General features: G+C 50.5%; 17 protein-coding genes. 8 read left to right on the forward strand and 9 right to left on the reverse strand.

Annotation, left to right across the window (positions count from 1 at the left end):
- Positions 1–5 precede the first annotated feature (5 nt).
- A complete protein-coding gene (locus tag J3362_RS19395; protein WP_349521852.1) occupies positions 6–557 on the reverse strand; it encodes a hypothetical protein in 552 nt (183 codons plus the stop codon).
- A gap of 420 nt (positions 558–977) precedes the next feature.
- Positions 978–1406: an HhH-GDP family DNA glycosylase gene (locus J3362_RS19400; protein ID WP_349521854.1), complete on the reverse strand. Its 429-nt coding sequence runs from the start codon at positions 1404–1406 to the stop codon at positions 978–980.
- 519 nt (positions 1407–1925) lie between these two features.
- On the opposite strand from J3362_RS19400, the gene J3362_RS19405 reads away from it, so the two are divergent.
- The 7 genes from J3362_RS19405 to J3362_RS19435 all read left to right on the forward strand — a co-directional run bounded on the left by J3362_RS19405 (position 1926) and on the right by J3362_RS19435 (position 11899).
- Positions 1926–2963 carry a DNA cytosine methyltransferase gene (locus tag J3362_RS19405; protein WP_349521855.1) on the forward strand — a complete coding sequence of 346 codons (1038 nt, stop codon included), beginning with the start codon at positions 1926–1928 and terminating at the stop codon, positions 2961–2963.
- An 18-nt stretch (positions 2964–2981) separates the two neighbouring features.
- Positions 2982–4055, forward strand: a complete 1074-nt coding sequence (locus tag J3362_RS19410; protein WP_349521856.1) for a hypothetical protein — start codon at positions 2982–2984, stop codon at positions 4053–4055.
- 46 nt (positions 4056–4101) lie between these two features.
- A complete protein-coding gene (locus J3362_RS19415) occupies positions 4102–4719 on the forward strand; it encodes a hypothetical protein (protein WP_349521857.1) in 618 nt (205 codons plus the stop codon).
- A 141-nt stretch (positions 4720–4860) separates the two neighbouring features.
- The gene (locus J3362_RS19420) at positions 4861–4995 is read left to right on the forward strand and encodes a hypothetical protein (protein WP_275898173.1); all 135 of its coding nucleotides are present in this window, start codon (positions 4861–4863) and stop codon (positions 4993–4995) included.
- Positions 4996–5671: 676 nt separating this feature from the next.
- Entirely contained in the window at positions 5672–6052 is a 381-nt protein-coding gene (locus J3362_RS19425) for an HNH endonuclease family protein (protein ID WP_275898176.1), read from the forward strand.
- Positions 6053–6203: 151 nt separating this feature from the next.
- Complete coding sequence (locus J3362_RS19430; protein WP_349521858.1) at positions 6204–6872, forward strand: helix-turn-helix domain-containing protein; 669 nt, start codon at positions 6204–6206, stop codon at positions 6870–6872.
- A gap of 1214 nt (positions 6873–8086) precedes the next feature.
- A complete protein-coding gene (locus J3362_RS19435; RefSeq protein ID WP_349521859.1) occupies positions 8087–11899 on the forward strand; it encodes an SIR2 family protein in 3813 nt (1270 codons plus the stop codon).
- Between the two features lie 296 nt (positions 11900–12195).
- Here the strand turns inward: J3362_RS19435 and J3362_RS19440 are convergent, their stop codons facing one another.
- The 6 genes from J3362_RS19440 to J3362_RS19465 all read right to left on the reverse strand — a co-directional run bounded on the left by J3362_RS19440 (position 12196) and on the right by J3362_RS19465 (position 19679).
- Positions 12196–12606 carry a hypothetical protein gene (locus tag J3362_RS19440; RefSeq protein WP_349521860.1) on the reverse strand — a complete coding sequence of 137 codons (411 nt, stop codon included), beginning with the start codon at positions 12604–12606 and terminating at the stop codon, positions 12196–12198.
- Between the two features lie 3 nt (positions 12607–12609).
- A complete protein-coding gene (locus J3362_RS19445; protein ID WP_349521861.1) occupies positions 12610–14826 on the reverse strand; it encodes a hypothetical protein in 2217 nt (738 codons plus the stop codon).
- Complete coding sequence (locus J3362_RS19450) at positions 14819–16363, reverse strand: site-specific integrase (RefSeq protein WP_349521862.1); 1545 nt, start codon at positions 16361–16363, stop codon at positions 14819–14821. Before J3362_RS19450 ends, J3362_RS19445 begins: the two co-directional genes overlap by 8 nt.
- Positions 16360–17562, reverse strand: coding sequence for a site-specific integrase (locus J3362_RS19455; RefSeq protein WP_349521863.1), 1203 nt, complete (start codon positions 17560–17562; stop codon positions 16360–16362). The genes J3362_RS19450 and J3362_RS19455 overlap by 4 nt, the downstream gene beginning before the upstream one ends.
- Before the next feature lie 164 nt (positions 17563–17726).
- Positions 17727–18251 (reverse strand): single-stranded DNA-binding protein, encoded by a 525-nt coding sequence (gene ssb / locus J3362_RS19460; protein WP_008174919.1) that lies wholly within the window; start codon positions 18249–18251, stop codon positions 17727–17729.
- Between the two features lie 57 nt (positions 18252–18308).
- Entirely contained in the window at positions 18309–19679 is a 1371-nt protein-coding gene (locus J3362_RS19465) for an MFS transporter (RefSeq protein ID WP_349521864.1), read from the reverse strand.
- 185 nt (positions 19680–19864) lie between these two features.
- Here J3362_RS19465 and uvrA point away from each other — a divergent pair, with 185 nt between their 5' ends.
- Positions 19865–22687: an excinuclease ABC subunit UvrA gene (gene uvrA / locus J3362_RS19470; protein ID WP_349521865.1), complete on the forward strand. Its 2823-nt coding sequence runs from the start codon at positions 19865–19867 to the stop codon at positions 22685–22687.
- A 221-nt stretch (positions 22688–22908) separates the two neighbouring features.
- On the opposite strand, the gene rplQ is transcribed toward uvrA, so the two are convergent.
- On the reverse strand, positions 22909–23307 hold the full coding sequence (gene rplQ, locus J3362_RS19475) for a 50S ribosomal protein L17 (RefSeq protein ID WP_008174913.1): 399 nt from the start codon (positions 23305–23307) through the stop codon (positions 22909–22911).
- Between the last annotated feature and the right edge of the window lie 25 nt (positions 23308–23332).

Raw genomic sequence — 23332 nt, forward strand, 5'->3', positions numbered from 1 at the left:
CCCGCTCATCTCTTGCAGAAACGTAATCGAAATTTTTGTTTCTCAGCGGAGTCTTGCTTCCCCCTCGCACGCATGTTTTGAGCGCAATATTTAATGTGCTTTAGCATATTGTTGGTCAGCCCATACTTTTTCTCAATAAAATCATTCTCGTTTACATTGCTAAACCAAGCTCCTTCTGGATCTACATATACATAGAGTGCAATGTCCCCAGACAAGTAGACGTGATGATTAACTCTTCTATTCTTTTTTACTGCTTGGTTTTGCAAAAGACGCAACTGGATGCTTAACCGAGCCTCGCTGAGAGCAATGCCTACCTCGCAAATTTCCAGTAATCTCTTTCCCTCGCTTTCCAGTGAGTAGAATTCAGCAAAAGATGCCAATCTCTCGATGTCAAAGGAGCCGAGCTTTTTACCCGATTTATAACGTCCCAGGGTCAGACTGCTGAATCCAATACCTACCTCTTTTTGAATTGGCAAATATTGGCGCTCGATATCGTCGAGACGAGGTGCGAGGAACGCGTTGATGAATTCTATGTTTGAAAGGGTGCAATTTGACATAATTTCTTCCTCTATAGTCCCCGCAGAAAGAATTATGTGTCTTGGTTTCTTGAGAGAATATGCTCCGGGAGTTACCCATGCGGCGCGGGGAAAACCGCTGTCTGAACGAGACAATATAAGATATTCATTTTTTATTGAGAAAGTCAATGAATCTGATAGGTCCCAAGGGTTTTGCCCCGTTACCGGGAGCAGTCTTTAAACGACAGACAACTTACGAACCTGAGCAGCAGGTCTAGGCCAAATTGAGGAATTATGGAAACGACCATATCAACCAAACTTATTACAATAGGCCAATCCTCTCGATTAAGTGTCTCAGAGAACGACGGCGGAAACAGGACTTGAAAAGGTCTCGCGAAAGCCAGTGGGCTTTGCCCGAATTACAGAATGCGAGGTTGAGTAAACTGCCTTCCCTATCTGAAGCTAGTCGCCAATCCAGTTCTTCCTTGCCACTATTCGCCCTAGCTTATAGCCGAGAAATGGATAGTCTTCCCAGTGCGAGAAGTATCGTTCTGCGGAGGAAGGCTCGACTCCCAGCTCAAGTAGGTAGGCTGTAACCTCGGAGTCAATTGGAAGCTGAGAAAAATCGTGCAGTAGCACCATGCAGTGAGCGGCAGAATAGGGGCCAATACCTTTGATTGCGATAAGATCTGCATATGAAATTAACTTTTCATCTGCATCACCGTTTACAGAAAGCATTTCATTTTCTATGAGGTCATTTGTTGCATTCGCTATAGTCTGAGCGCGAAACCCGAGCTTGCAAGCTCGACCAACCCTCTCGAACCCAACACCTTGCAATACGAGCGGCGATGGGAAACATCCTTCGGCTAGATTTACGAGTTCCGCAACCATGCTTTTTGTCTGATTCCAGGTTGTATTGATTGTGCAGATTGTTTTTACAAGATCTTCGTAAAAGCAACTTCCGCGTAGAAGACGTCCTCCTCCAGCGCTCAGGAAATTCGAGATAGAGGGATCTACTTTGCATGCGAGAGCGTGAAAATGAGTTTGATCCCAGTCGAGAGATAGCCAGCGCGTAACGAGCCTAAGGACGTTCGATTCATCCGAACAGTCGGTCTCAATGAGAAGCACTTTGTCCGAGACTTGTCGAACGGAAATACTTCCTCTCCAAGGGCCGATGACGTCTTTGCGAGATAGGCATTCCCCGTCCCACCTCCATGGTTCTAGCTGGACCCAGCCGTGGCTCTCGACCGTTTTAGCCAAACTGAAGGTTGACGGGCACTTAAGTCGATATGAGTGCATTTGTGGATCTGCCTTTCTGAATGGGTTTCACTGAGTTCGATCTGGTATCCTAACGAGGTTTTTGATTTTGAACACGCTTAGCCACCCTAACCAACGGGGTTTTGCAATCATATGAGAACAATCGATCTCTTTTGTGGTGCGGGAGGACTGTCTCTGGGCTTTCAGCAGGCCGGCTTTGAGACTGTTGCTGCTGTCGAACTAGACCGGCCATCAGTTGAGACATTCGCTTCACATTCTCCAAATGCAAACCTAATAGATTCGGATGTGAGGGGGGTCGATTTTTCTGGTTTCCGAGGCCAGGTAGACGTTGTCATCGGCGGGCCACCCTGTCAGCCATTCTCAACTGGTGGATTGCGGAAGGCTAAATTAGATGAGCGGGATATGGTTCCCGAATTCATCCGCGCAGTCACTCAGGTTCAGCCAGAAGCTTTTGTCATGGAGAACGTTCCAGGCCTCGCCACTGGTGCATGCCGCGCTTATTTGACAGAAGTCATGGTAGCGCTCGAAGACCTTGGGTACACAGTAGATGTCCGAGTTCTTAAAGCCGAAGAATTTGGAGTGCCACAGAAACGGCGCAGAATGTTTTTGGTCGGAATAAGAGGAGATAGGTTTTGTTTTCCTCAGCCGACTCATGGAGAGGGGGGACTGCTGCCGATAAGAGTCGCTGGAGACATATTATCGGCTGAGCCATTTGGTCAACCCAACACGTCAAAAGTTTACTACGCCAAAAAAGTTGATCTCAGAAAATCCCCTTATCAAGGACTTTTGTTCAATGGTGGTGGGCGTGCAATTGATCTCGGCCAACCGTCCCCAACAATCATTTCGTCGGCAGGCGGTAACAAAACCCACTTCGTGGATTCGCTGGGAATTGTTCCCGAGTATCACCGGTATTTGATGGAAGGCGGGAAGCCTAAAGAGGGAGCTGTCCCCGGTTGTAGACGATTGACGGTTGAGGAATCAGCTTGCTTGCAAACATTTCCGCAAGATATTCAGTTTTCAGGTCCGAGAAGCGCCCAGTATCGGCAAATTGGTAACGCGGTGCCCCCACTCTTAGCGTATTCGGTTGCTGATGCGCTCAGACGGCAGGTGTTTGCACATGAACCTTGTCTAGATATTGCTGCCAATCAGGCTCAGTACGTTTTGCTTTGATAGAAGGAATTATGGGGTATGGCCCGCAGCGTCAGAAATGAAAAAGTGGAGCAAACTGTTGATAGGGTCTTGTCTGTGGTTGATGACTATCTTCAAGCTGACCTGAAAGCTCCTCTACCGCAATCCGCGCACCGTCGTGTCATCGATAAAATGATCAGCTCGAAAAAAGGCAGCGTTCGTCTTGCGACGCTCTTTCTACTTTTTTACTGGAGCCTGGTGCCTGAATGGAACAAAAAAGATATACCTGTCGGGATTCGAGGCAAGTATGGGGATAAGCGCCTAGCGGAGGAGCTGAAAAAGCGAAACATCACCCTCCATGACAATATCACTGCGTTCGGCGAAAACCTCGGTTGGAAAGGAAACGTTAGAGAATTTGACCTTTCCAGCGATCAGCGATTCTCTGCAATAGCAGAGCTGGGTGTTTTATCGACTCAAGAAGTAGAAACAGTCGCTCTTTATCTTGCTAAGAGATTCGCTGAATCGCAGGTCATAATTAACCCCTTACCTGATGTCGGGGACGATATTTTAACCTTCGCAAGGGCAAGGACCCTATTGAGTCAGTTGGTTGCATTGCGGTCTGAAGGACATATCCAGCAGTTTCTGGTTGCAGCCATGCTTGAGGTCCATAGAGAGCCTCATGGCTACGAAGTCCGAACTCATCACCCCCACGCTTCAGACAAATATGACGCAACGGCAGGAGATATTGAGGAGTTCTATGAAGGGCACCTGAGGCGTGCCTATGAAGTTACTGTCAGGCCGGATTGGAAAAACCGGATCTCCAACTTCAAAAATAAAATGGATGAGTTCGGCTTGTCTAAGTATGTGATTATTGCTTCCGATATTTCGAACGACCCCGAGTGGGGCGAGCCAGCGGAGATGCTGACAAAACTGGAGCATTATGGACGCGATATCGCCGTAGTTGATATTAACGAATTCATGAACGTGTTTGCCGCCGAACTGTCGGCGAAGGAATTGCGAAATGCAATTAACAGAACTCACGAATTCCTAATGAATGACAGGCTATGTGGTCGCCCAGAAATTATCGAGAAGTACGCCGAGGCTGTGTCACACTGGCTTGATTCGTGTTCCTGACTGGCACGGTCGATAAAAGGTGGATGTTCATCAAGGACCACTACTGATGTCAGATCCGGAATATGTTGAGTACAAATTTGAAGCGCAGTTCGAAGGAAAAGACTGCCCTGTTGTTGTCCTCGAAGGGCAGCTGCCTGATAGACTCAAAGGGCTCTCACTGATTCACCAAGATCTCCAGCAAGTTGACGCCATACTAGCTGAGCTGGCCTCAGATAACTCCGGCTCCATTCCGCTTCAAAAGGGACTTCTGTTCGGGGCGTTAGCCCTCTATGGGAAGTGCTTTACAGAGGCAAGAGGTAGAAAAACAACCTTGAAGCCTGAGAGTATCTTCAAAAAAGCACCAGCAGAACTTAAAGCTCGCCATGATTGGTTAATGCGACTCCGTCATGAGTTCGTGGCTCATGGTGGAGACGCGCAGGAGGAGCAACTAAAACTTCTTCTCGTGCTGAAACCAGCAGAAGAGGAGAAAGGTGTTATCACCCTGATAGGCCACGGAGCTTCAGCACATAGCTTGGAAATCGAACTCATCCAAGAGAGCCAGGAGACGGTGAGATACGCCACCCGAAAGCTATCGCTGCAAATCGATGCGCTTCAGCAAAAACTGCTGAAGAAATTCGATGGTGAAGGACTTGAGTGGGCATACCAAAATACGGTGAAAGGTTAAGAGCGTGAGCCAAAGTGCCCAAACGCGTCATTCCTAAATAAATCATTGAATATCAAAACTTATCATCAAACAATCAATAGCAGCATTTTTCACGATTGCTAGGATAACTCCTGACATTCAACCAACAGTCAGGAGAAGACAATGTCGAAGAAAAGCAACCATCGAGCGGATATCAAAAACGGAAACAAGGGCACTCCGGGAACCAATATCACGTACGACCAGAATCAGGGTAACCGGGGTAAGCAGATCAATCCCAATCAAGCGAAAGGCAAGTAAACATAGAAGGCGGGGGTGATGACCTCCGCCTTCCCACGACATAATTCTTATCAACTCCAGATTAGAACTGCTGCCATGGGCAGGAAAGCGAGACCAAGTCTCTCCCTGGCGTCACACCACTGGGCAGGTGTCGCGTTTGCCAGGCATCCTTGCCGGCGCTGAGCCCCGATCTTCCTGATCACAGAACTCTCTCACATTATCTGCGTTCCAGGTGAAGGCCGTAAGCAGATATGGCTGTAAAGCGATTGCGACATCTCTTACGCGGAGACACAGCTGGCCATGGCATGTAGCATGCGGTCGATTTTCAGGATTCCGTGTATCTAAGGAGTTTTACGTGAGGTATTTCCAGTATTCTTTACTGGCTCTCACCCTGGCTTTTGGGTTATGTGCAGGGGCCTCAGAGACCGTAAAGAAAACGTCAGCCGGCATCTGCCACCCCCCCGCAAGCTCTTACTACGATCGAACGACGAACTTTCGCGCATTCCAATCCATTGAGGCATGCTTAGCCAGTGATGGCCGCTTACCTGAGAGCTTGGTCCTTTCAGACTCATCTCAGTCTCCAATAAATGACGTTGAAACCTACGACCGGTCAGCTTTTGGACATGGCTGGAAAGATGCTGATGGGGACTGTCAGGACAGTAGAGCTGAAGCTTTAGTCGCCACTTCAAGCACAACTGTGCGTTTTGCCACAGATAAAGCCTGTCGAGTAATCGCAGGCCGCTGGGTGAGTCCTTTTACAGGGAAAACTATACAGAACAGTAACGAGATCGACATTGATCACGTTGTGCCACTGAGATGGGCTTGGGAGCATGGCGCTAAAGGTTGGGCAAAGGCCAAAAGAGAAAGATTTGCAAACGACCTGATCAACCTCTGGCCCGTCGAATTAGGACTAAATCGAAGCAAAGGTGCTCAGCCCCCGAGTGATTGGTTACCCCCATCTAGCCAATGCGGGTATGTCGCAAGATTTACGCGCATCGTTAAAAAGTATGGTCTGGAGCCATCGCAATCCGAAACCAAATGGTTACTAACATTTCTGGATCAATGTCGTCGTAGGTGACCACCTCCCAGTTTTAATACACTGGCGATAATTAAAAGCGGAACCCGAAGCAGCTGTAGAGAAAAATAACCGAGAGTGATCGGGCAGTAGCAACACAGGCAATTCTCATGAAGATCACAGTAGGCTGCGGTCACGTGTACAGGTAGGAGTTATGGAAACAAAGAAAAGTGGAAAGAATGCCAAGAAAAAGGGATTCAAACTAACCCGACAGCTAATACGCATGGCAATCAATGACGGCTGGACCCAAAAGGATATCGCTGATCGCTGTCGAACCCACCAATCAATTGTCAGCGCCTGGTATAAGGGTCAAAAGCTGGCCACCGAACAACAAGTTAGGCCTTTGCTGGAAATCTACGGACACAAAATCCGACGTAATTCATTCCGGGTATACTGGAATATCGATCCCGAAACCCGAGAAAAAAAGTACTATCGAGTTGAGGGCAAAGTCATCTTAGCTGAGGCCTTCCATGACGCCAGGAGAGAGTCATCCGGCAAACTGACGAAAAAAATCCCGATCCACAAACTCGTCGTGCATCATCAAGGTAACAATCGATTCCGCGTCGTACTGCAAAGCCGTCTCTACTTTCAGCACAGCTCACAAGAGCTGGAGTCCAACGTTTCTGACGCGATCTGGGGATCTCAGATTCATCCGGACCTCCTATCAACTGATGACCTTGTTAAGTTTATTGATCAGTATGCGGCGGAAACGTTGCGGGACTTTCCCAGCGATGCAAACACTCTTCCGTTCTTAATCCGGCAATCCCTCTTACAGCATGGCTTCGAGGTCTCTGAAGTTGAGGATTACCCTGCGTCTTGGTAGGTTAGCTATACCCCAAGGCCAAAGTGCTCCTTAACGCACATATATGCGAAAAAGCGCAACAGGCCTGAGCTGCTCAATGAAGCAAAGCCTCGTGACCAGCCCCTTGCTGCCACGACGCCATCAGGCCATTTTGGAGTGCACTAGTGCTGCCGACTAACGGCTAGGCGAACGGGAAACGTGCCTTACTAGCCGAATCGCCTTAGTGCTGTAAAGGGTATGAGGTGGGACGATGCCCAAGCCGTCAGTCATTGACCGCTTGGGCATTTTTTTGGAAACCGCCATTCCCTCCACTCCTGCGTACCTGGTTTTGGGCTATTGGGCCATAGCTCCCGATATAGCATCATTCGATCCTCCCAGGCTTGCCTAAGCTCCTCTCGTGTAGCCGTGAGTAACCTTTGCCGATCAGCATCATCCTGAGCTTGCTTTATCTGCCTAATCTCCTTTGCGCTAAGCCCGGTCATTTTGCAGCCCTCATTGTCCCGTTCGAGAATTTCGCTATAAGTAAGCTCGTCGGATTTTTCGTGTAGGTCTCTGCATTGCTCTCTACCAAATACCTCACGGTGCCACTGGGTTTACTCCAGCCGGTAATCTGTGTGTCTCATCACAGGTTAATGCGTATCGGCAGAACCTGTAATGATCACTTTTCTGTGGTTCAAAGTTTTATATGCTATGTAGCCGGCGTAACAGCGCTGAATTTCCCTATTCTAGGAAAAGCCTAAGCCCTTCTGCACACGTTGTCGACGCTAAAACCAGAGGCTCTATCGTCCTGGAAGATCTCGGGATTAAACTTCAGGTCTACCAAACACATACTTGGACAGAAACAGGTCTGGGATATCCAGGGGCGCTGATCTACCAGTGCGGGATTACCGACTCGGCCACTCAGAATGCAACAAGGTAAGAACGAGCGGTCTTCGACCTGGCCTATCATCATGTGCCTCACAACGCTCGCGTTATTGGAATTTAGCAGTCATACATTAACGACGCGGTCGACTTCTCAGTTGTGATTCAACGGACGTTAGAGAGTAAGAAACTTGGGTTCCCGGGTAAGAAGATCTCACAGAACATACTGGGCGGGTTTGACAAAGCAGACATTACCTTCAGGGAACCCGCGATGGAGATCCAAAGGGTGACTTATCTGATGCGGTTTGGCAGAGTCCTCGTAAGCAGCCCGCCGAGAAGTCAGGCACACCTCTATATGAAATAAGGGGCACTAATTGAGGTTTCTTGAAGAAGGTCCAGATATCCCAGATCGCTTACTCCAAGAACGCGACGCAGGAAGAGTGGTATTTCTGTGTGGCGCAGGCGTTTCAATGCCTTTTTTTCCTAGCTTTCCGAACCTCACAAAGTATGTAATCGATCAACTCAAACCGTCACCACAGTCCCCCGCATACCAGGCTTTTGAGGCGTGGAGTCGACCTCAAGACGAAGCAACTTTCTCTTTCCCCATGTCTTTGGACCAAATTTTTAATTTACTCCAAATGGAGTTCGGTAGAGAGAAAATTAACCTACACGTTGCAAAGTGCCTGACAGCCAAGGAATTACCTCCCGAAAGCCACGATCACCACGGGATCATAGCTCGGATTTCGACTGATGGCGATGGCACACCCCAAATAGTGACTACGAACTTTGATTTACTTTTTGAGGCAGCCATTCCCGCCGCAACAAGGCATACACCTCCATCTTTTCCAGACCTGAAACATGGAACGTCCGTGAGTGGCATAACGTATCTGCATGGAAGACTAGATGACTCGGATAACACCTCCCACGATTACATCCTTTCAAGTTCAGATTTTGGCCGCGCCTATCTGGTTCAGGGCTGGGCAACGAATTTCGTCCGTCAGCTACTTGAGAGTTACACCGTCGTGTTACTTGGGTATCAAGCCGAAGATCCTCCGATCAAATATCTGCTTCAAGGCCTAAATAGCAGTTACGAATATGCCCGGGACCGAATATATGCATTTGATCAAGGAAGCTCCGAGGAAGTGGGATCTAAATGGGCAGATCGAGGTGTGACTCCAATCCCCTATGGAGGTGGAGCAGATCATTCGGCCCTTTGGAATACACTAAGCGAGTGGGCCAAACGAGCAGATAATCCGAGACTTTGGCGGGAGTCAATTATCAACCTGGCTCAAAAAAAACCTGACAATTGCATGCCTTATGAGCGAGGCATGTTAGTGCACCTCGTCAACACCACTATCGGTGCTAAGGAATTTGCAGATGCTAATCCAGCTCCACCCGTCGACTGGCTGTGCGTTTTTGATAAGAACGTTCGTTACGGCCAACCGACAACGCGAACATTCGGAAATAATGAAACATTTGACCCTCAGTGTGCCTTCGGTCTTGATAGCGATCCTCCAAGGCCCGAGCCTGACCCTTTGAGAAGTCAACTCAACGACTGCGAAGACCCTGTCAATTGGAAACATGGCGATGAGAGCCTGGACTACACAGAGCGTCTTGCAGGACTTAATAGACCCGTAATGTCTGCCAGATTAAGGCACCTGACTCGGTGGGCCGTGAATCAAATCGATCAGCCACTACTCGCATGGTGGGTTGCTCGACAACATCAATTGCATCCAGCGATGATCGAGCATCTAGATCGTCAGATTGACTCATCAGAAAAACTTAACAGTGAGTCAAGAGCTATTTGGCGGAACATATTAGAGGCACTCCGAATTCCTCAAATCGATCCACACAACATTGGCTGGTATAAAATAAAGGATATGGTCAAAAAGGACGGATGGAGTCCCAGCGCCACCCGTTTTTTTGAGTCTGTCATGGAGCCGGTCTTTGCAATTAAACCGCCACTTGGGATTTATCTTTCCAAACCACCGGAAGGAAATTGGTCGGAAACTCCACTTCACAACATCTTAAGACTGCAAGTGCACTTTCCGTCGACACACGGTGAAAGTATCGATTGTCCTGATCAAAACGTTAGGGACCTGTACAAAGCTTTTGAACGGAACTTGATTCTTGCAAGCCAACGACTGGCCGATGTTGGCGGCTTCTGGCTGTCACCGAAGAGCCTCTATCCCGAACATAGAACAGACACTGATGCGTACGTATCAGAAGAAAGCGCTTATCTGGATACTTTTGTAAAGATTCTTCTGAGAATGGCTGAACTCGATCCTGAAGCGATTCGTGCTCACGTTAAGTTGTGGCCCAAGAATGACCCCTATTTTTTCGACAAACTACGACTCTTCATATGGAATAACGCAGAGATAACCTCTATCGATGACGTAGTTTCATCAATTCAAAAATTCACCAGTGAGCAACTGTGGAGCCCAGATAACCGCAGAGAGCTGCTTTTCCTTTTGCGGGATCGTTGGAGTGAAACAACTGATAGGCAAAGGTCTCTTCTTTGCAAAAAGCTTTTAGCAGCAAATTCAGATCTCCCATCTGATCATGATTTTGATGCAAAAAGACACCACCAAAGGCGCTTCGTTAGGACACTCGCCTGGCTTCAGAGTAAGGGATGCAAATTACCACCAGACATCGAAGATGACTACTCAAGACTGAAGCAGCTTATAGACAACTGGTCCGATGAGTGGGTGCAGAGCGCAGCTTCAGCGAATGACATGCGTTCGGGAGCGGTGCAGATGGATACGGATCCGAGCATCTTCGATCACGTTCCAATAGGAGACATCGCGGACATAGCTTTATCAGAGGATCAGAGGCGCAATCCCGGAGATTTTGTCGAGCCTAAGCCTTTTATTGGTCTGGTAAAAGCCAGCCCGCACAGGGCACTCGCAGCACTGGCAGATAAAGCAAGCACTGGCGAATATCCGTGGGTTCTGTGGGAGCAGCTTTACTCAAACTGGCCAGAAGACCAGCCACTAAATCAAACCCGACGCTTTTACGCTTGGATGCGGCAATTACCCAATGATGTTTTGCTGGCTATGAAGGGTTGCCTAGGAGATTGGTTCCGAAATCGATTCCCTTCACTGGCTGCTAGGGACGAACTCTATGCCTATTCCATGTTTGATGAGCTATTAGCAAAACTTATTTCAAACGGCGCAAAGGCAACTCCAAGTACGATTTTAGAGCAAAGGCGAGCTGGGATCGTCGTAAAAAAGTCGCGTAAAACCATTTTTTACGCGCGAAATAGTGTTATTGGTGATGCTATGGAGGGCTTGCTCCGAACTCTAGACTCAAAGAAAGACACTTACCCCGAGGGAATCCCTCAAGAAATCGGCCAAAGAATTCTCGGTCTATTAAACTCGCCTGGTGAGGGTGCTGATCACGCAGTATGCAATGTTTGCCTATATATTCCCTGGCTGAATTCACTTGATCCAGACTGGACCAATACAAATGTAATGCCTCTATTGTCTCTGAACCGCAACACTGCCGAACCAGCCTGGAGCGGCTTGATGAGCAATCCATGGACGCAGGTCCGCAGCTTCTTCCCTCAAATCAAGAGTGACTACATTGAGCTGCCTTTACAGATGGAGGAATGGGGCTGGGACGAAGATACGCGAGGCCAGTTCAACTATTGGTTGGTGCTAGCCGCCGTCGCCCCCTCTACCGAAGACGGCCTCAGTTTTGACGATGCACGAGAAATCTTAAGGAAAGTGCCCCAGTCTGGTCGAGAAAAGGTGATCAATGCCCTTACAAGGATCGGTGCCAACAAGGACGGGTGGAATCGATTCGTAATACCCTTTGTAAAGGAGGCATGGCCACAGGACTTGCGCTATCAGGACGAATTAACAACAAAGGCTTGGTTAGCTCTGCTTGATGACACTGGGGCCTCATTTCCCGACGTTTTTAATGTAGTCAGGGAATTTCTACGCCCTGTCTATTCAATGAGCCTAAGCCTCTTCAGGTTTCACCACATGACGGGAGAGAAGGAGCCGCTCACGGTTAAATATCCGGAGATCGTGTTAGACATGGTAGACAGAGTCGTGGCGCAGAATGCAACACGCATTCCTTACGATCTTTCGCAGATTCTCACTCTTTTGGAAGACACCAAACCCGAGATTATTTCTGACCGGAAGTTCTATCGACTGCGGGAGCTAGAGCAAAGCATGTAAATATCTTTGTCCCGGCAGGTGACCAAATAATTGCACTACTTAATAAAAGAGAGCCCAGAACGACAAGACCTGAACTTTTTCTGACTTGAATCAGTCATTAATTCCCAGGTCTCGCCTTCGGTTCTCGGCAAACCCTTTATTTAACTCCAATCGAAGGCGTGGTCCTGAGGCGGCAACGGCCTACCGATCCAGCTTTTTTAAGTAATCCCTTTCATGTGAACGCTGTTTTGCCATCTGACTTGCTACTCTCCGTCTGTCTTGGCTCGCGCATAAAAAGCAATTCCTAGCTTCCAGAATCATATGTTGTGCTCAGAATCGAGATCAGGCCTGGGGATTGGCGCATCCAATTTCGCTTTTGAAATGTTGTTGTTGTGAGCATTGTACTGCCAGCGAATGAATTGCTCCCTGTACATCTCGTTTTGCCGTTCCAATTCACGGATTCTCGTCAAAAGCCTCTGAATCCTTCCATGCGCAGTGTTGAGATCATTCGGTCGGTTCGTCTCTTCGAGCCCTGTTTTGAGAGTTCTCTTCCTGATCTGGAACTCCTCTTTGACTTCAGGTCGACGGTCAAGCGCTTGCCTCGTCGTCTTTATTCCACAGGCGGTTTCACATGCCCGCACAAGCAAAGCCCAGGTCAGTTTGCCTTGCCACCCTCTGAGCAGATTTAGTATCCGCTGAACCTCATCCTCGGTTAAATGCTTTGCCATAACTTAAAATTCCATGAGTGCTCTCAACTCGTCCTGAACAACTTCCACGCGATTTCGGTCGGAGCCAAGCTTCGAATTCGCCGTATCAGGGAGCTTCCCATTCGCTTCAAGAGCTTTTTTGGCGGGCAAGTACCCATTATCTGTGCACCTGATTACCGCACCGTCTTCCAAGCTGGGATCTTCCAACAGAGCTATGAGTTCATTTGCACGCTTGAGCCGATCCAGTCTATCTATAACCCACTTGTCTGCACCGAAATATCCTTCCTCAACGCCCTGTTGCGCCTCGGCGAGCGACTTCTTCAGACCGTCACGTAAAACTCTGATTCGCTTTAGTCGCTCTTCATCGCCCTTGATGCATACATGTTCGCTACACCCCAAGCAGTCGCGATCCTTTTGGCATGGCTCCATTGCAAAGTCATGAATGCAGACACCTATGAGGGTTCGATGAGCGACTCGATCCTGATCTAGCATACCCACAAGATCTGATGCCAAGATCGGCTCATTTGAAGAAACCACGGCGATTAAATTCGACTTTTGTTCGCCAAGCCCCATAGATTTCGCTTCACCAACCAGCTCTTCGTCGCTCCGGTGGTTGTAAACTTTGTTCTGACTTAAATCGAGTCGGCCAGACCATCTAGCAAGTTCCGTTTCACCTACATTTCCTCGTGCTGCCAACGTATTCAAGTAGTGGCGGAACTGATGTGTCGTGAGTTTGTATTGGTCGCCGTTGTACCCCCAGCGACGAAAGATGTTTAGGCCCTCAGACCTCTTTGAGCCCTCACTTCCAGCATTCATTGTCAAAGATTGATTGAGAGTGTTGTTGTCAATGGAGCGGATCATGTAGGGCTTCAAATGCCCATGACCATGCCCTTCCTGCTCTCCAAGCTGACCGACAAAGTAGCAATTCAGAGCATCCCTGTACTTGATAGTCTCGTTTTTATCGACATAAGGAAAATGCGGCGGCAAATAGCGGGCACGGACTAACACGTTCAGTTTCCGCAATGTAAGAGTATGCCGATCCTCTTTGCCTGGGGCAGCCTTGCCCTCATACATACCTGCCAGGGCCTCATTCACGATCGCGTTTGGCAGAGCCATTCCCTGCTTATTCTCAAAATATCGCTTCTGCTGAGCGAGCCATTCTCTTAGACGACCTCTAGAAGTCTTTCCATTGAAGGATAGACATAAGGCCCCCAAAGCTTGGTCAGCATTTAGTGGGGCATCCTGGTCACATCGAGGAGAGCGATCATGTGGTGGAAAGGAATCCGGATTTTCTTCGAGGAACTTCGCAAGTTTGCGAGGACCCTCTGTAATGCTCCGAATTCGCCTTATCGCTTCTATACAGTGTTCCGCAAGCGCAGTGGGTACAAGTTTAGGAGAGTGCCCAAAACCTTTCTCGCCGAACCAATTGATAGTTAATGGCCTTTTTGACTCGACGCTGTCACCGACAACCTCAGAGGAAATTGCTTTCTGATTTTCATACTCTGGAGGTAAACATCTATTTGCCAGCAGATTCAGCTCACCAACACGACTAGGCTGACTCAAAAGAATAACGCAGTTGGACGTGACGAAAATATCTCTTGATGACTCCGGATTGTTCGACCAAATCTCTCCAAGAGCATCGAGGACCTCAGTCGAGGGCATCTTTTTCGCCGCATTTTCTTTATTTTTTCTATGGCCCCGCGCATCGTTCGGGCGGGGAATTGAGTTGGTCCAACTAATACCACTTTTGGTAAGGCACTTTTCCGCGAGAAACTCTGCCAGTTTTTCCAAGGCCCCGCCTATTCGATACGCACGGCCCTCGGAGAATTTTTCTCTGCACATACTGGCGGCCCGGTCGAAGTCGCTCGCCAAAGCTTCTGTCACATCAGCTTCCGCGTTCGCATGCATGAGAGAGGCTTCAAGGAGCTGGAGAGCCACGGTCTCTTTCACATCGTCTGTCGGTGCAAGGCTCTGTTGATACAACACGTATGCCTTTGCAAATTCGATAATACTGGAGTCGAGAACCCCCTTATCTGGGTCAAATGCTTTGCTTCTTATGCTTTCGCCCAACTTCCCGAAGTTCACACCTTTGATCCAGAACGACCAATCAAATCCGTTCCAGTTGAGGGGCTCGTTCGGTTTATCATAGCCGGTCAGGGTCTTAGCAAATAAAATAAATTCTTTGAGTTGTTGCTTTGCACTGATCTGCGCCTTCGGCCTAAAAACGAGAACATTACTCACCTTGCACTCCTTGATTTCTCATTTCCGAACAACGCCGAACAACGCTTTCGACAGCTAGAATGACTCGATCATTGACTTCAGCCATTGTCCTATCACCGGTCACTCGAAGTATTTCTTCTCGTTCTTCATAGAGGTCGGTCAAAACCTCCTCATGAGGACCATCAAGCCACGGATAGAATTTTGAGCAGGTATAACAACTAATGGGCGCGTTGGCACCGCAGAACGCCATATTTCCGCATGTCCCGACATTGTCTGAGCCATCGATCGTTCGTATCCGGCTGGATGGGTCGCTACCTCTTACCGCATCTTTTTCACTTTTTACTACAACGCCGCTAAACGCTTGAGCTAAGGGCGCGAGCAGAGGACCAATCTTTGCGTCGAGCCGGTGCGCCATAGCATCAGATAATCCGACATAAACTCCAGCATTTTGCTCATCTTCATGATCAAGTGCGGCTGCGATAACACCGACACCGCGACCATCCTTGTCTAGATCGCTGCCGAGGCTGTATCTGAAGCGTTGCGGAATAAGATGTATTGGGTCCCCAGTTCGCTCCGAGATAGCATTGATATGCCGCGAGATAGATCTAACTGCTGTTGTGAAATTTTCTCGCGACCAACAACAGTACGCATCGATTTTTTTTCCTAGGCGCAATGCATCAGCCAGCCGATCCATATTTGGGAAAAGGGGCAGATCATCGATTTGGGACGTAAATTCTTCACCACAGGTTTTTTTGATGGCGGCTGCGTACTCAGTACCTAGCAGTTGCACAAGAGAATAAAGCGTTTCCGATACACGGAATTCTTTAAAAGCCTCTCTCCAACCAGTGTTTCTCTGTTTCGCTCGCGGCTGTTTTATCCAGAACTCGCCACCTCGCTCATAAAAATCGGAGATAAACAATTGGGCTGCTTGGGATCTACGCATCCCGCGCTCAGAAAAGAGCTTTATGAGCAGATATTGCTGCGTACCAATGTGGTTCGACATGTAAGCATTAGTTGTCCCATCAAGAACAGCCCTGTGCTCAAGCTCGGTCAAAGGGCCATTGAGCACATCCTCAGATGAAATCCGCGTTCCTTTTTCATTTCCTCGAATTCTCACCTTGGAAATGGCCTCAAAATAGTGAGGATCGATTCCATAAAGTCCGGACTGAAGCCAAAACTTAAGGAACCCGCGGATAGTCGCCAATTGGTATTCCCTCCGCTTTCCGAGTCGTGCCTTTGCCGAGATAAAACAAGCTTCGTCAAGCCAGTTATTCGGAATATCAGGATTATCGGAAGGAATCATGTAGCAAAATTGAGCTATGTTTTTGACACTGTCAGGAGAGTACGAACGCGCATAACGAGCCAAGGCAAGTCTGAAGTAAGGCCTAACCTCAGGGGGGAATGTATATGATGCCCGAGCGGTCAGTACATTTTGCGAAGATGTGTGAGTTAACGCCCAAGTGTCTTCAGCGGGAGAAAATAGCAGGCCATCACGGCTAGTTAAGCTTTCGTTGAGCAGATCCTCTAGTTCGTCCTGCGGTATTGGCTCTACCTTCATCGATTATCCCTGCCCTTTTCGTAATTCTCCGCACGCTCCACCATCGCTTTACCTGCCTCTTCGACGTTGTAGCGCCTGTTGTATCGGGCAGCCTGCTTTCCCTCTGGGCTCCAACCATTGAGGTAAGACCTGACCTCCTGGTCTTTAATGGCTCGATCCTCGGGTGACAGATGCCCCCATTTTTCGTCGATCATGTTAGAGATTCGATAATTCATGTGGTGTCTTAATTTGTGCGCGGATAGATTTTTTAATTCTGGAAATGCCTTTCGAGCAGTTCTGAAAATCCAGTCGACAGCAGCAATGGAGAGAGGATTGCCTGCACCTTTCTTGTGGCTCACGAACAAATAGGGATGCTTTTTGGCCCGATTAAACTTCCGCCTATATTCCATCACATAGTCATAAGCGAACATTTCAAGCGCTCTAGGGATAGGAATAGTGCGCTCCCCAGTTTTCGCATTGGGCTGGTTTTTTCGGAGGTCGATAGGATTGTTGTGGCGTCGATACACTGCAACGCCGCAATCACTAATGTCACTGACGTACAAACCGAGGAGTTCTCCGCGACGAATGCCGGTTTCGTAAAGCAGGTGGAAAATCAAAAGATTCCGATACTGGTCACTCTTTGAGCGCCAGGGATTTTCTGGATGGCCAGGCATCAACTTGTTAGTGATGATTTCTATTTGTTCGTCGTTAACCTCGACGTGTTCATTTTTGCCGTGATTTTTCATATTGGGAGCGAGAGATCGCATCGTTGCTTTCACTCGCGCCATTTCTTCCCTTTTGCCACTCTCAGTGGCCAACTGGGAATAAAGCCAATCCATGTACTTTCGGATGGCGGTAACTCGCTGAAAATAAGCCGCTCTCTTTACTTGCATGTAGGCGGTTGGGAGCAACGCTGCGGAGCCAAGCAATTTTTTATGCGTTTCGGCTGTCCACGCGCAGAAGTCCACGAGTCTGTGAATTTCTTTTTCCGATAGGTGCTGATTCTTGGCAAACCGAGCTTCGAGATCGATACCTTCATAGGACAACCAAAGAAATAACACCTTCAGGTTGTGAAGGAACCCCACATGCGTGTTCTTACTCCGCTGACGCATCTCGCTGCTGATGAAAAGGTTTGGGTAATACATCAACAGCCCGTTGTCGGAGATGCTCCCGCGCCTCGTTCCATCCAACATTCTCAACTCGCTTACAGACAAAATCATGCCAACCACCCCATAGTTACAGATTTCATATTACAACTATTAAGCTTGAAAGTCAACGGGCATGCATTACATTTTTTTTCGGCCAGGAATAAAAAAGCCCCGCATCAGCGGGGCCTTAGGTTTTAACGTGAATAGATAACGTTACAAATTACAGAAACTCCGATCTAGAACGGAATGTCATCATCAAAATCGTCAACCGGCTCGGGCATGCTGCCCTGCGAAGGCTGATTGCTGTAGCCACCGGATTGCGGTGGTGGATTGTTCTGCTGTCCAGCCGGCGCGTTGTAGCCGGACTGCTGAGGCCGTCCTGCCGGCGCACCCTGGCTCATTCCGCCTTCGCCGCCACGGCTGTCCAGCATCTGCATCTGGCCATTGATATCCACCACAACCTCGGTGGTATAGACATCCTGCCCTTCCTTGTTCTGCCATTTTCGGGTTTGCAGCTTGCCCTCAATGTAAACCTTTGATCCCTTGCGCAGGTACTGGCCAGCAACTTCGGCGATCTTGCCGAACATGACAACCCTGTGCCATTCGGTTTTTGGCACCAGCTGGCCGGTCTGACGATCCTTGTAGCTCTCGTCTGTTGCAAGGTTCAGGTTTACTACGGCATTGCCGTTGGGGGTGTAGCGGGTATCCGGGTCCTGCCCCAGATTACCGATTAGAATTACCTTGTTTACGCCTCGTGCCATGTTCTGCTCCTGACTCTGTTTTCAGGGACGCCCGCGCTCCGTGCGAACCTCCGGATTTCAAGAATGGTTAGCCTGCCGGACAAAGGTAAAGTCCGCAAGTAACGCTTCATCAAATTGCTGACGATCCACCTTAAGATAGGCGGTGGCAGCGTCTTCCACAATCACCACATCCTGAACGCCCGGAAGGCGGCGGAGATTGTCATCGATGTCGTCGTACTGGTCGTTCATTACCTGATGCAACTGTACCACGAAACTTGTGGTGTGACCGGGCGCGGGCATAGTGAGCGCTATCAGCAGCCAGAGGCCAAGCACTACTACCATGAACCAGAGTACGCCCTGTAGCCCGGCTACCTCCAGGAGGTAGCCGCCGAAAGCGCCCCCCAGAAACGCGCCCATGAACTGGGAGGTGGAGTAGACCCCCATCGCCGTGCCTTTGCTTGCAGCCGGCGCCTCCTTGCTGATCAATGACGGAAGGCTGGCCTCGAGCAAGTTGAAGGCCATGAAAAAGAAAAACAGCACAGCCCAGGCCGCAACCAGGCTGCCGGAAACACCGGTAAACCCGGCAGTAGCCAATGTCAGCAACGCAATCGCGCCGCAAAGCACCGGTTTCATCCTGCGTTTTTTCTCGCCAATGATGATGAACGGCACCATGGCGAAGAAAGACGTGACCATCACGCTCAGGTAAAACCACCAGTGTGAACTGCTGGCAAGGCCAAACTGCTCCTGAAGCATAGAGGGAAACACCAGAAACAGGGCGGTCAGCACCAGATGCAGGGCGAAGATACCAAAATCCAACCGGAGCAGACGACCGTCTGAAAGCACGCGACCCAGCATCTCCCGGGCAGGATGCGTGTCGGGGCTGGTCTTGTGCTGATGGGGCGTCGGAACCAGGCGGTTGACGATCACCAGCGCCACCATGGCCAGCGCGGCCGTGGTGTAGAATATCCCGGACAGTCCCCACCAGGCTCCGAGAAGGGGCCCAAGAACCAGCGATACCGAAAACGACAGGCCAATGGTGATCCCCACCGTTGCCATGGCCTTGGTCCGCTCTTCTTCCCGGGTCAGGTCACTGAGCAACGCCATCAGCACACTGGCGATCGCACCGGCCCCCTGAAGAATCCGACCGGCAATTACAACGTATATGGAATCCGTGGCTCCGGCCAGCAAACTGCCTGCGGCAAAAAGTACCAGCCCGATATAGATCATGCGCTTTCGGCCGACCCGATCAGACAGCATGCCGAAGGGAATCTGCAACAGGGCCTGACTGAGTCCGTAGGCGCCTATGGCGAAACCCAGCAATGCGGGCGTTGCATCCTTGAGATCTTCGCCCAGCAACATGAATACCGGCAGCACCATGAACAGTCCGAGCATGCGCATGGCGTAAACAGACGCCAGGGCCAATACGGAGCGTTTTTCCAGCGCATTCATGGCAATTACGTACCTCAGCCGGGGTTGAAAGCGGTGATATTGAGGGCAGATACCCATCGCAGGCGGCGCATTGTAACAGAAGGGGCGCTGACGGGGGACAACATGAGTGATGCTGGCCCCGGTATCATTTTCGCCGCAGCGGGCCCAACGCGGTATAATTTTCGTTTTTATCCGAGCGAGGTGTTATGGACCATATCCAGATCAAAGGGGCACGAACCCACAACCTGAAGAACATCGACCTGGATATGCCAAGGGACAAACTGATCGTGATTACCGGCCTCTCAGGTTCCGGTAAATCGTCCCTTGCGTTCGATACGCTCTATGCTGAAGGGCAACGACGTTATGTGGAGTCGCTGTCTACCTATGCCCGCCAGTTTCTCTCGATGATGGAGAAGCCGGATGTGGACCATATTGAAGGGCTGTCGCCAGCGATATCCATTGAGCAGAAATCCACTTCCCACAACCCTCGCTCCACCGTTGGCACCATCACAGAAATCTACGATTATCTGCGCCTGCTCTTCGCCCGCGCCGGCGAGCCACGATGCCCCGACCATGGCCAACCCCTGGAAGCGCAAACCATCAGCCAGATGGTGGACCAGGTGGTGGCCATGCCAGAGGACAGCAAACTGATGATTCTGGCGCCGGTAATCCGGGACCGGAAAGGCGAACATCTGCAGGTTATCGAAACCATGCGCAGCCAGGGTTTTATCCGCCTGCGGGTAGATGGCACGGTTTACGATATCGACGACGTGCCGGCCCTGGACAAAAAACGCAAACATCAGATTGATGTGGTCGTCGATCGGTTCAAGGTCAAGCCAGGCCTGGAGCAGCGGCTTGCCGAGAGTTTCGAAACCGCCTTGGGCCTGGCGGACGGGATTGCCCTTGTGGCGTCCATGAGCGGTGAGGGAGAAGAGCACACTTTCTCCGCCCGCTATGCCTGCACCCAGTGCGGTTATGCCCTGAGCGAGCTGGAGCCGAAACTATTTTCCTTTAACAACCCGGCAGGCGCATGCCCTACCTGCGACGGACTGGGCGTTAAACAGTTCTTTGATCCCGAAAAAATTGTCCAGCACCCGGAAGCCACTTTGGCATCCGGCGCCATCAAGGGCTGGGATCGCCGAGCCGTCTATTACTTCCAGATGCTGGGTAGCGTGGCAGATCACTACGGCATCGATCTGGAAACGCCCTGGACGGATCTGCCCGAGGATTTTCGCAACGTACTGCTGTTCGGCTCGGGCGATGAGGATATCCCATTCCGTTATGTGAATTCCCGTGGCCATATCATGGAGAAGGCACATTCATTCGAGGGCATTCTGCCGAACCTCGAACGGCGCTACCGCGAGACCGATTCACAGAGCATGCGGGAAGAGCTCGCCCGCAATCTGAGTACTCAACCGTGCAAAGAATGCGGCGGCTCACGACTGCGCCGCAGCGCTCGCCACGTCTTCATCGAAGAGCACAATATTTCCGATGTCACTCACCTCCCGGTGGGTGAAGCTCATAATTACTTCGAAACCCTCGCTCTACCGGGTCGGAAAGGTGAGATAGCCGAAAAAATACTGAAGGAAGTGCGGCAACGCCTTCAGTTCCTGGTGAACGTCGGGCTGGAATACCTCACGCTCGAACGAAGTGCCGATACACTCTCCGGGGGTGAGGCTCAGCGCATTCGTCTGGCAAGCCAGATCGGCGCAGGCCTGGTAGGCGTTATGTACATTCTCGATGAACCCTCCATCGGGTTGCATCAACGGGACAATGACCGGCTTTTGGCCACCCTCACCCATCTGCGGGACCTGGGCAATACCGTCATTGTGGTCGAACACGATGAGGATGCTATCCGCGCTGCGGATCATGTTATTGATATCGGGCCGGGCGCTGGCGTTCATGGCGGCCAGGTTATCGGTCAGGGCACACCACAACAGATCATCGACAACCCCGATTCGCTTACCGGGCAATACCTGAATGGCGCCCGGGAAATCGCCATCCCCAAACGGCGCAACAAGGGCAGCGGAAAAGCACTGACCCTGTCGGGTGCTACTGGCAACAACCTGAAAGACGTTACCCTCGATTTGCCCCTGGGTATCATGACCTGCGTCACCGGTGTATCCGGGTCTGGCAAGTCCACGCTGATCAACAGCACCCTGTATCCGGTAGCGGCCGCCAAACTCAACAAGGCCACCAGCCTCAACCATGCCCCCTACCAGTCCCTCAAAGGACTGGACCACCTGGACAAGGTCATCGACATTGACCAGAGCCCCATCGGCCGCACCCCCCGCTCGAATCCGGCCACCTACACCGGCCTGTTCACTCCCATCCGTGAACTCTTTGCAGGAACACAGGAAGCCCGCTCGCGGGGCTACAAGCCGGGGCGCTTCTCCTTCAACGTAAAAGGCGGCCGCTGCGAGGCCTGCCAGGGTGATGGCGTCATCAAGGTGGAAATGCACTTCCTGCCGGATGTGTATGTGCCTTGCGACGTCTGCAAGGGCAAGCGATACAACCGCGAGACGCTCGAGGTACGGTACAAAGGCAAGAACATCAACGAAGTGCTGGAGATGACTGTTGAGGAAGGACGCGAGTTCTTCGACGCAGTGCCTTTCCTGGCCCGCAAGCTGCAGACCCTGATGGATGTGGGCCTTTCCTATATCCGTCTGGGGCAAAGCGCGGTGACGCTCTCAGGCGGGGAAGCCCAGCGGGTGAAGCTCGCCAAGGAACTCTCCAAGCGGGATACCGGCAAAACCCTCTACATTCTGGACGAGCCCACAACCGGCCTGCACTTCTACGACATCCAGCAACTGCTAAATGTACTGGAAAGGCTGCGTGACCACGGCAACACCATCGTGGTAATTGAGCATAACCTCGACGTGATCAAGACCGCGGACTGGATTGTCGACCTCGGCCCCGAGGGCGGCTCTGGCGGCGGACAAATTATCGCGGAGGGTACGCCCGAGGACATTGCCGAGAACTCTGCTTCCCATACCGGTCGCTATCTGAAGTCCATGCTGAAGAAGTAATTGGCGGGCATTGGAGAGCTCTGTCGGCCAGGGGATGGGGGTTTATTTTCTGCCGGAAAAAGATGTCTGAGCGAAGCGAGTTATTTTTCCAAAGAAAATAAACCCCCATCCCCTGGCCAGCCACCTAACCTCGAAGACTACGAATTCCCTAAAACCCAGACACAAAAAAACCGGGATCCTCACGGAACCCGGTTTTTTTTGGTTGGCCAAAGCCGAAGATATTAATCCTCGTCTTCGTCCACCTCTTCCGCTTCGATATCCAGCGGACGACCGACCAGCTCAACAAATGCCATCGGGGCATTGTCGCCGGCACGGAAGCCACACTTCAGGATACGAAGATATCCACCCGGACGCTCGTTGTAGCGAGGACCAAGCTCATCAAACAGCTTGGCAACCGCTGCATCGTCACGCAGGCGTGAGAACGCCAGACGACGATTCGCGACCGAATCATTCTTGGAAAGCGTGATCAAAGGCTCAGCTACCCGACGAAGCTCTTTGGCTTTCGGCAGCGTTGTTTTGATCAGCTCGTGTTCAACCAGTGACGCAGTCATGTTACGGAACATGGCCTTGCGATGCGCACTGGTCCTGCTGAACTTACGACCACTCTTACGATGACGCATTGCTCTGATTCCTTACCTTAAACTA

The organism is Marinobacter sp. NFXS11, assembly GCF_040148675.1.
In the GTDB taxonomy this organism is placed as follows: domain Bacteria; phylum Pseudomonadota; class Gammaproteobacteria; order Pseudomonadales; family Oleiphilaceae; genus Marinobacter.

Excerpts from the sequence above, each read along its gene's own strand:
- uvrA (WP_349521865.1), top strand. The coding sequence starts at position 19,865 with ATGGACCATATCCAGATCAAAGGGGCACGAACCCACAACCTGAAGAAC.
- J3362_RS19400 (WP_349521854.1), bottom strand. The coding sequence starts at position 1,406 with ATGGTTGCGGAACTCGTAAATCTAGCCGAAGGATGTTTCCCATCGCCG.
- J3362_RS19395 (WP_349521852.1), bottom strand. The coding sequence starts at position 557 with ATGTCAAATTGCACCCTTTCAAACATAGAATTCATCAACGCGTTCCTC.
- ssb (WP_008174919.1), bottom strand. The coding sequence starts at position 18,251 with ATGGCACGAGGCGTAAACAAGGTAATTCTAATCGGTAATCTGGGGCAG.
- J3362_RS19430 (WP_349521858.1), top strand. The coding sequence starts at position 6,204 with ATGGAAACAAAGAAAAGTGGAAAGAATGCCAAGAAAAAGGGATTCAAA.
- J3362_RS19450 (WP_349521862.1), bottom strand. The coding sequence starts at position 16,363 with ATGAAGGTAGAGCCAATACCGCAGGACGAACTAGAGGATCTGCTCAAC.
- J3362_RS19420 (WP_275898173.1), top strand. The coding sequence starts at position 4,861 with ATGTCGAAGAAAAGCAACCATCGAGCGGATATCAAAAACGGAAACAAG.
- J3362_RS19415 (WP_349521857.1), top strand. The coding sequence starts at position 4,102 with ATGTCAGATCCGGAATATGTTGAGTACAAATTTGAAGCGCAGTTCGAA.
- J3362_RS19465 (WP_349521864.1), bottom strand. The coding sequence starts at position 19,679 with ATGAATGCGCTGGAAAAACGCTCCGTATTGGCCCTGGCGTCTGTTTAC.
- J3362_RS19440 (WP_349521860.1), bottom strand. The coding sequence starts at position 12,606 with ATGGCAAAGCATTTAACCGAGGATGAGGTTCAGCGGATACTAAATCTG.
- J3362_RS19410 (WP_349521856.1), top strand. The coding sequence starts at position 2,982 with ATGGCCCGCAGCGTCAGAAATGAAAAAGTGGAGCAAACTGTTGATAGG.
- J3362_RS19455 (WP_349521863.1), bottom strand. The coding sequence starts at position 17,562 with ATGATTTTGTCTGTAAGCGAGTTGAGAATGTTGGATGGAACGAGGCGC.
- J3362_RS19405 (WP_349521855.1), top strand. The coding sequence starts at position 1,926 with ATGAGAACAATCGATCTCTTTTGTGGTGCGGGAGGACTGTCTCTGGGC.
- rplQ (WP_008174913.1), bottom strand. The coding sequence starts at position 23,307 with ATGCGTCATCGTAAGAGTGGTCGTAAGTTCAGCAGGACCAGTGCGCAT.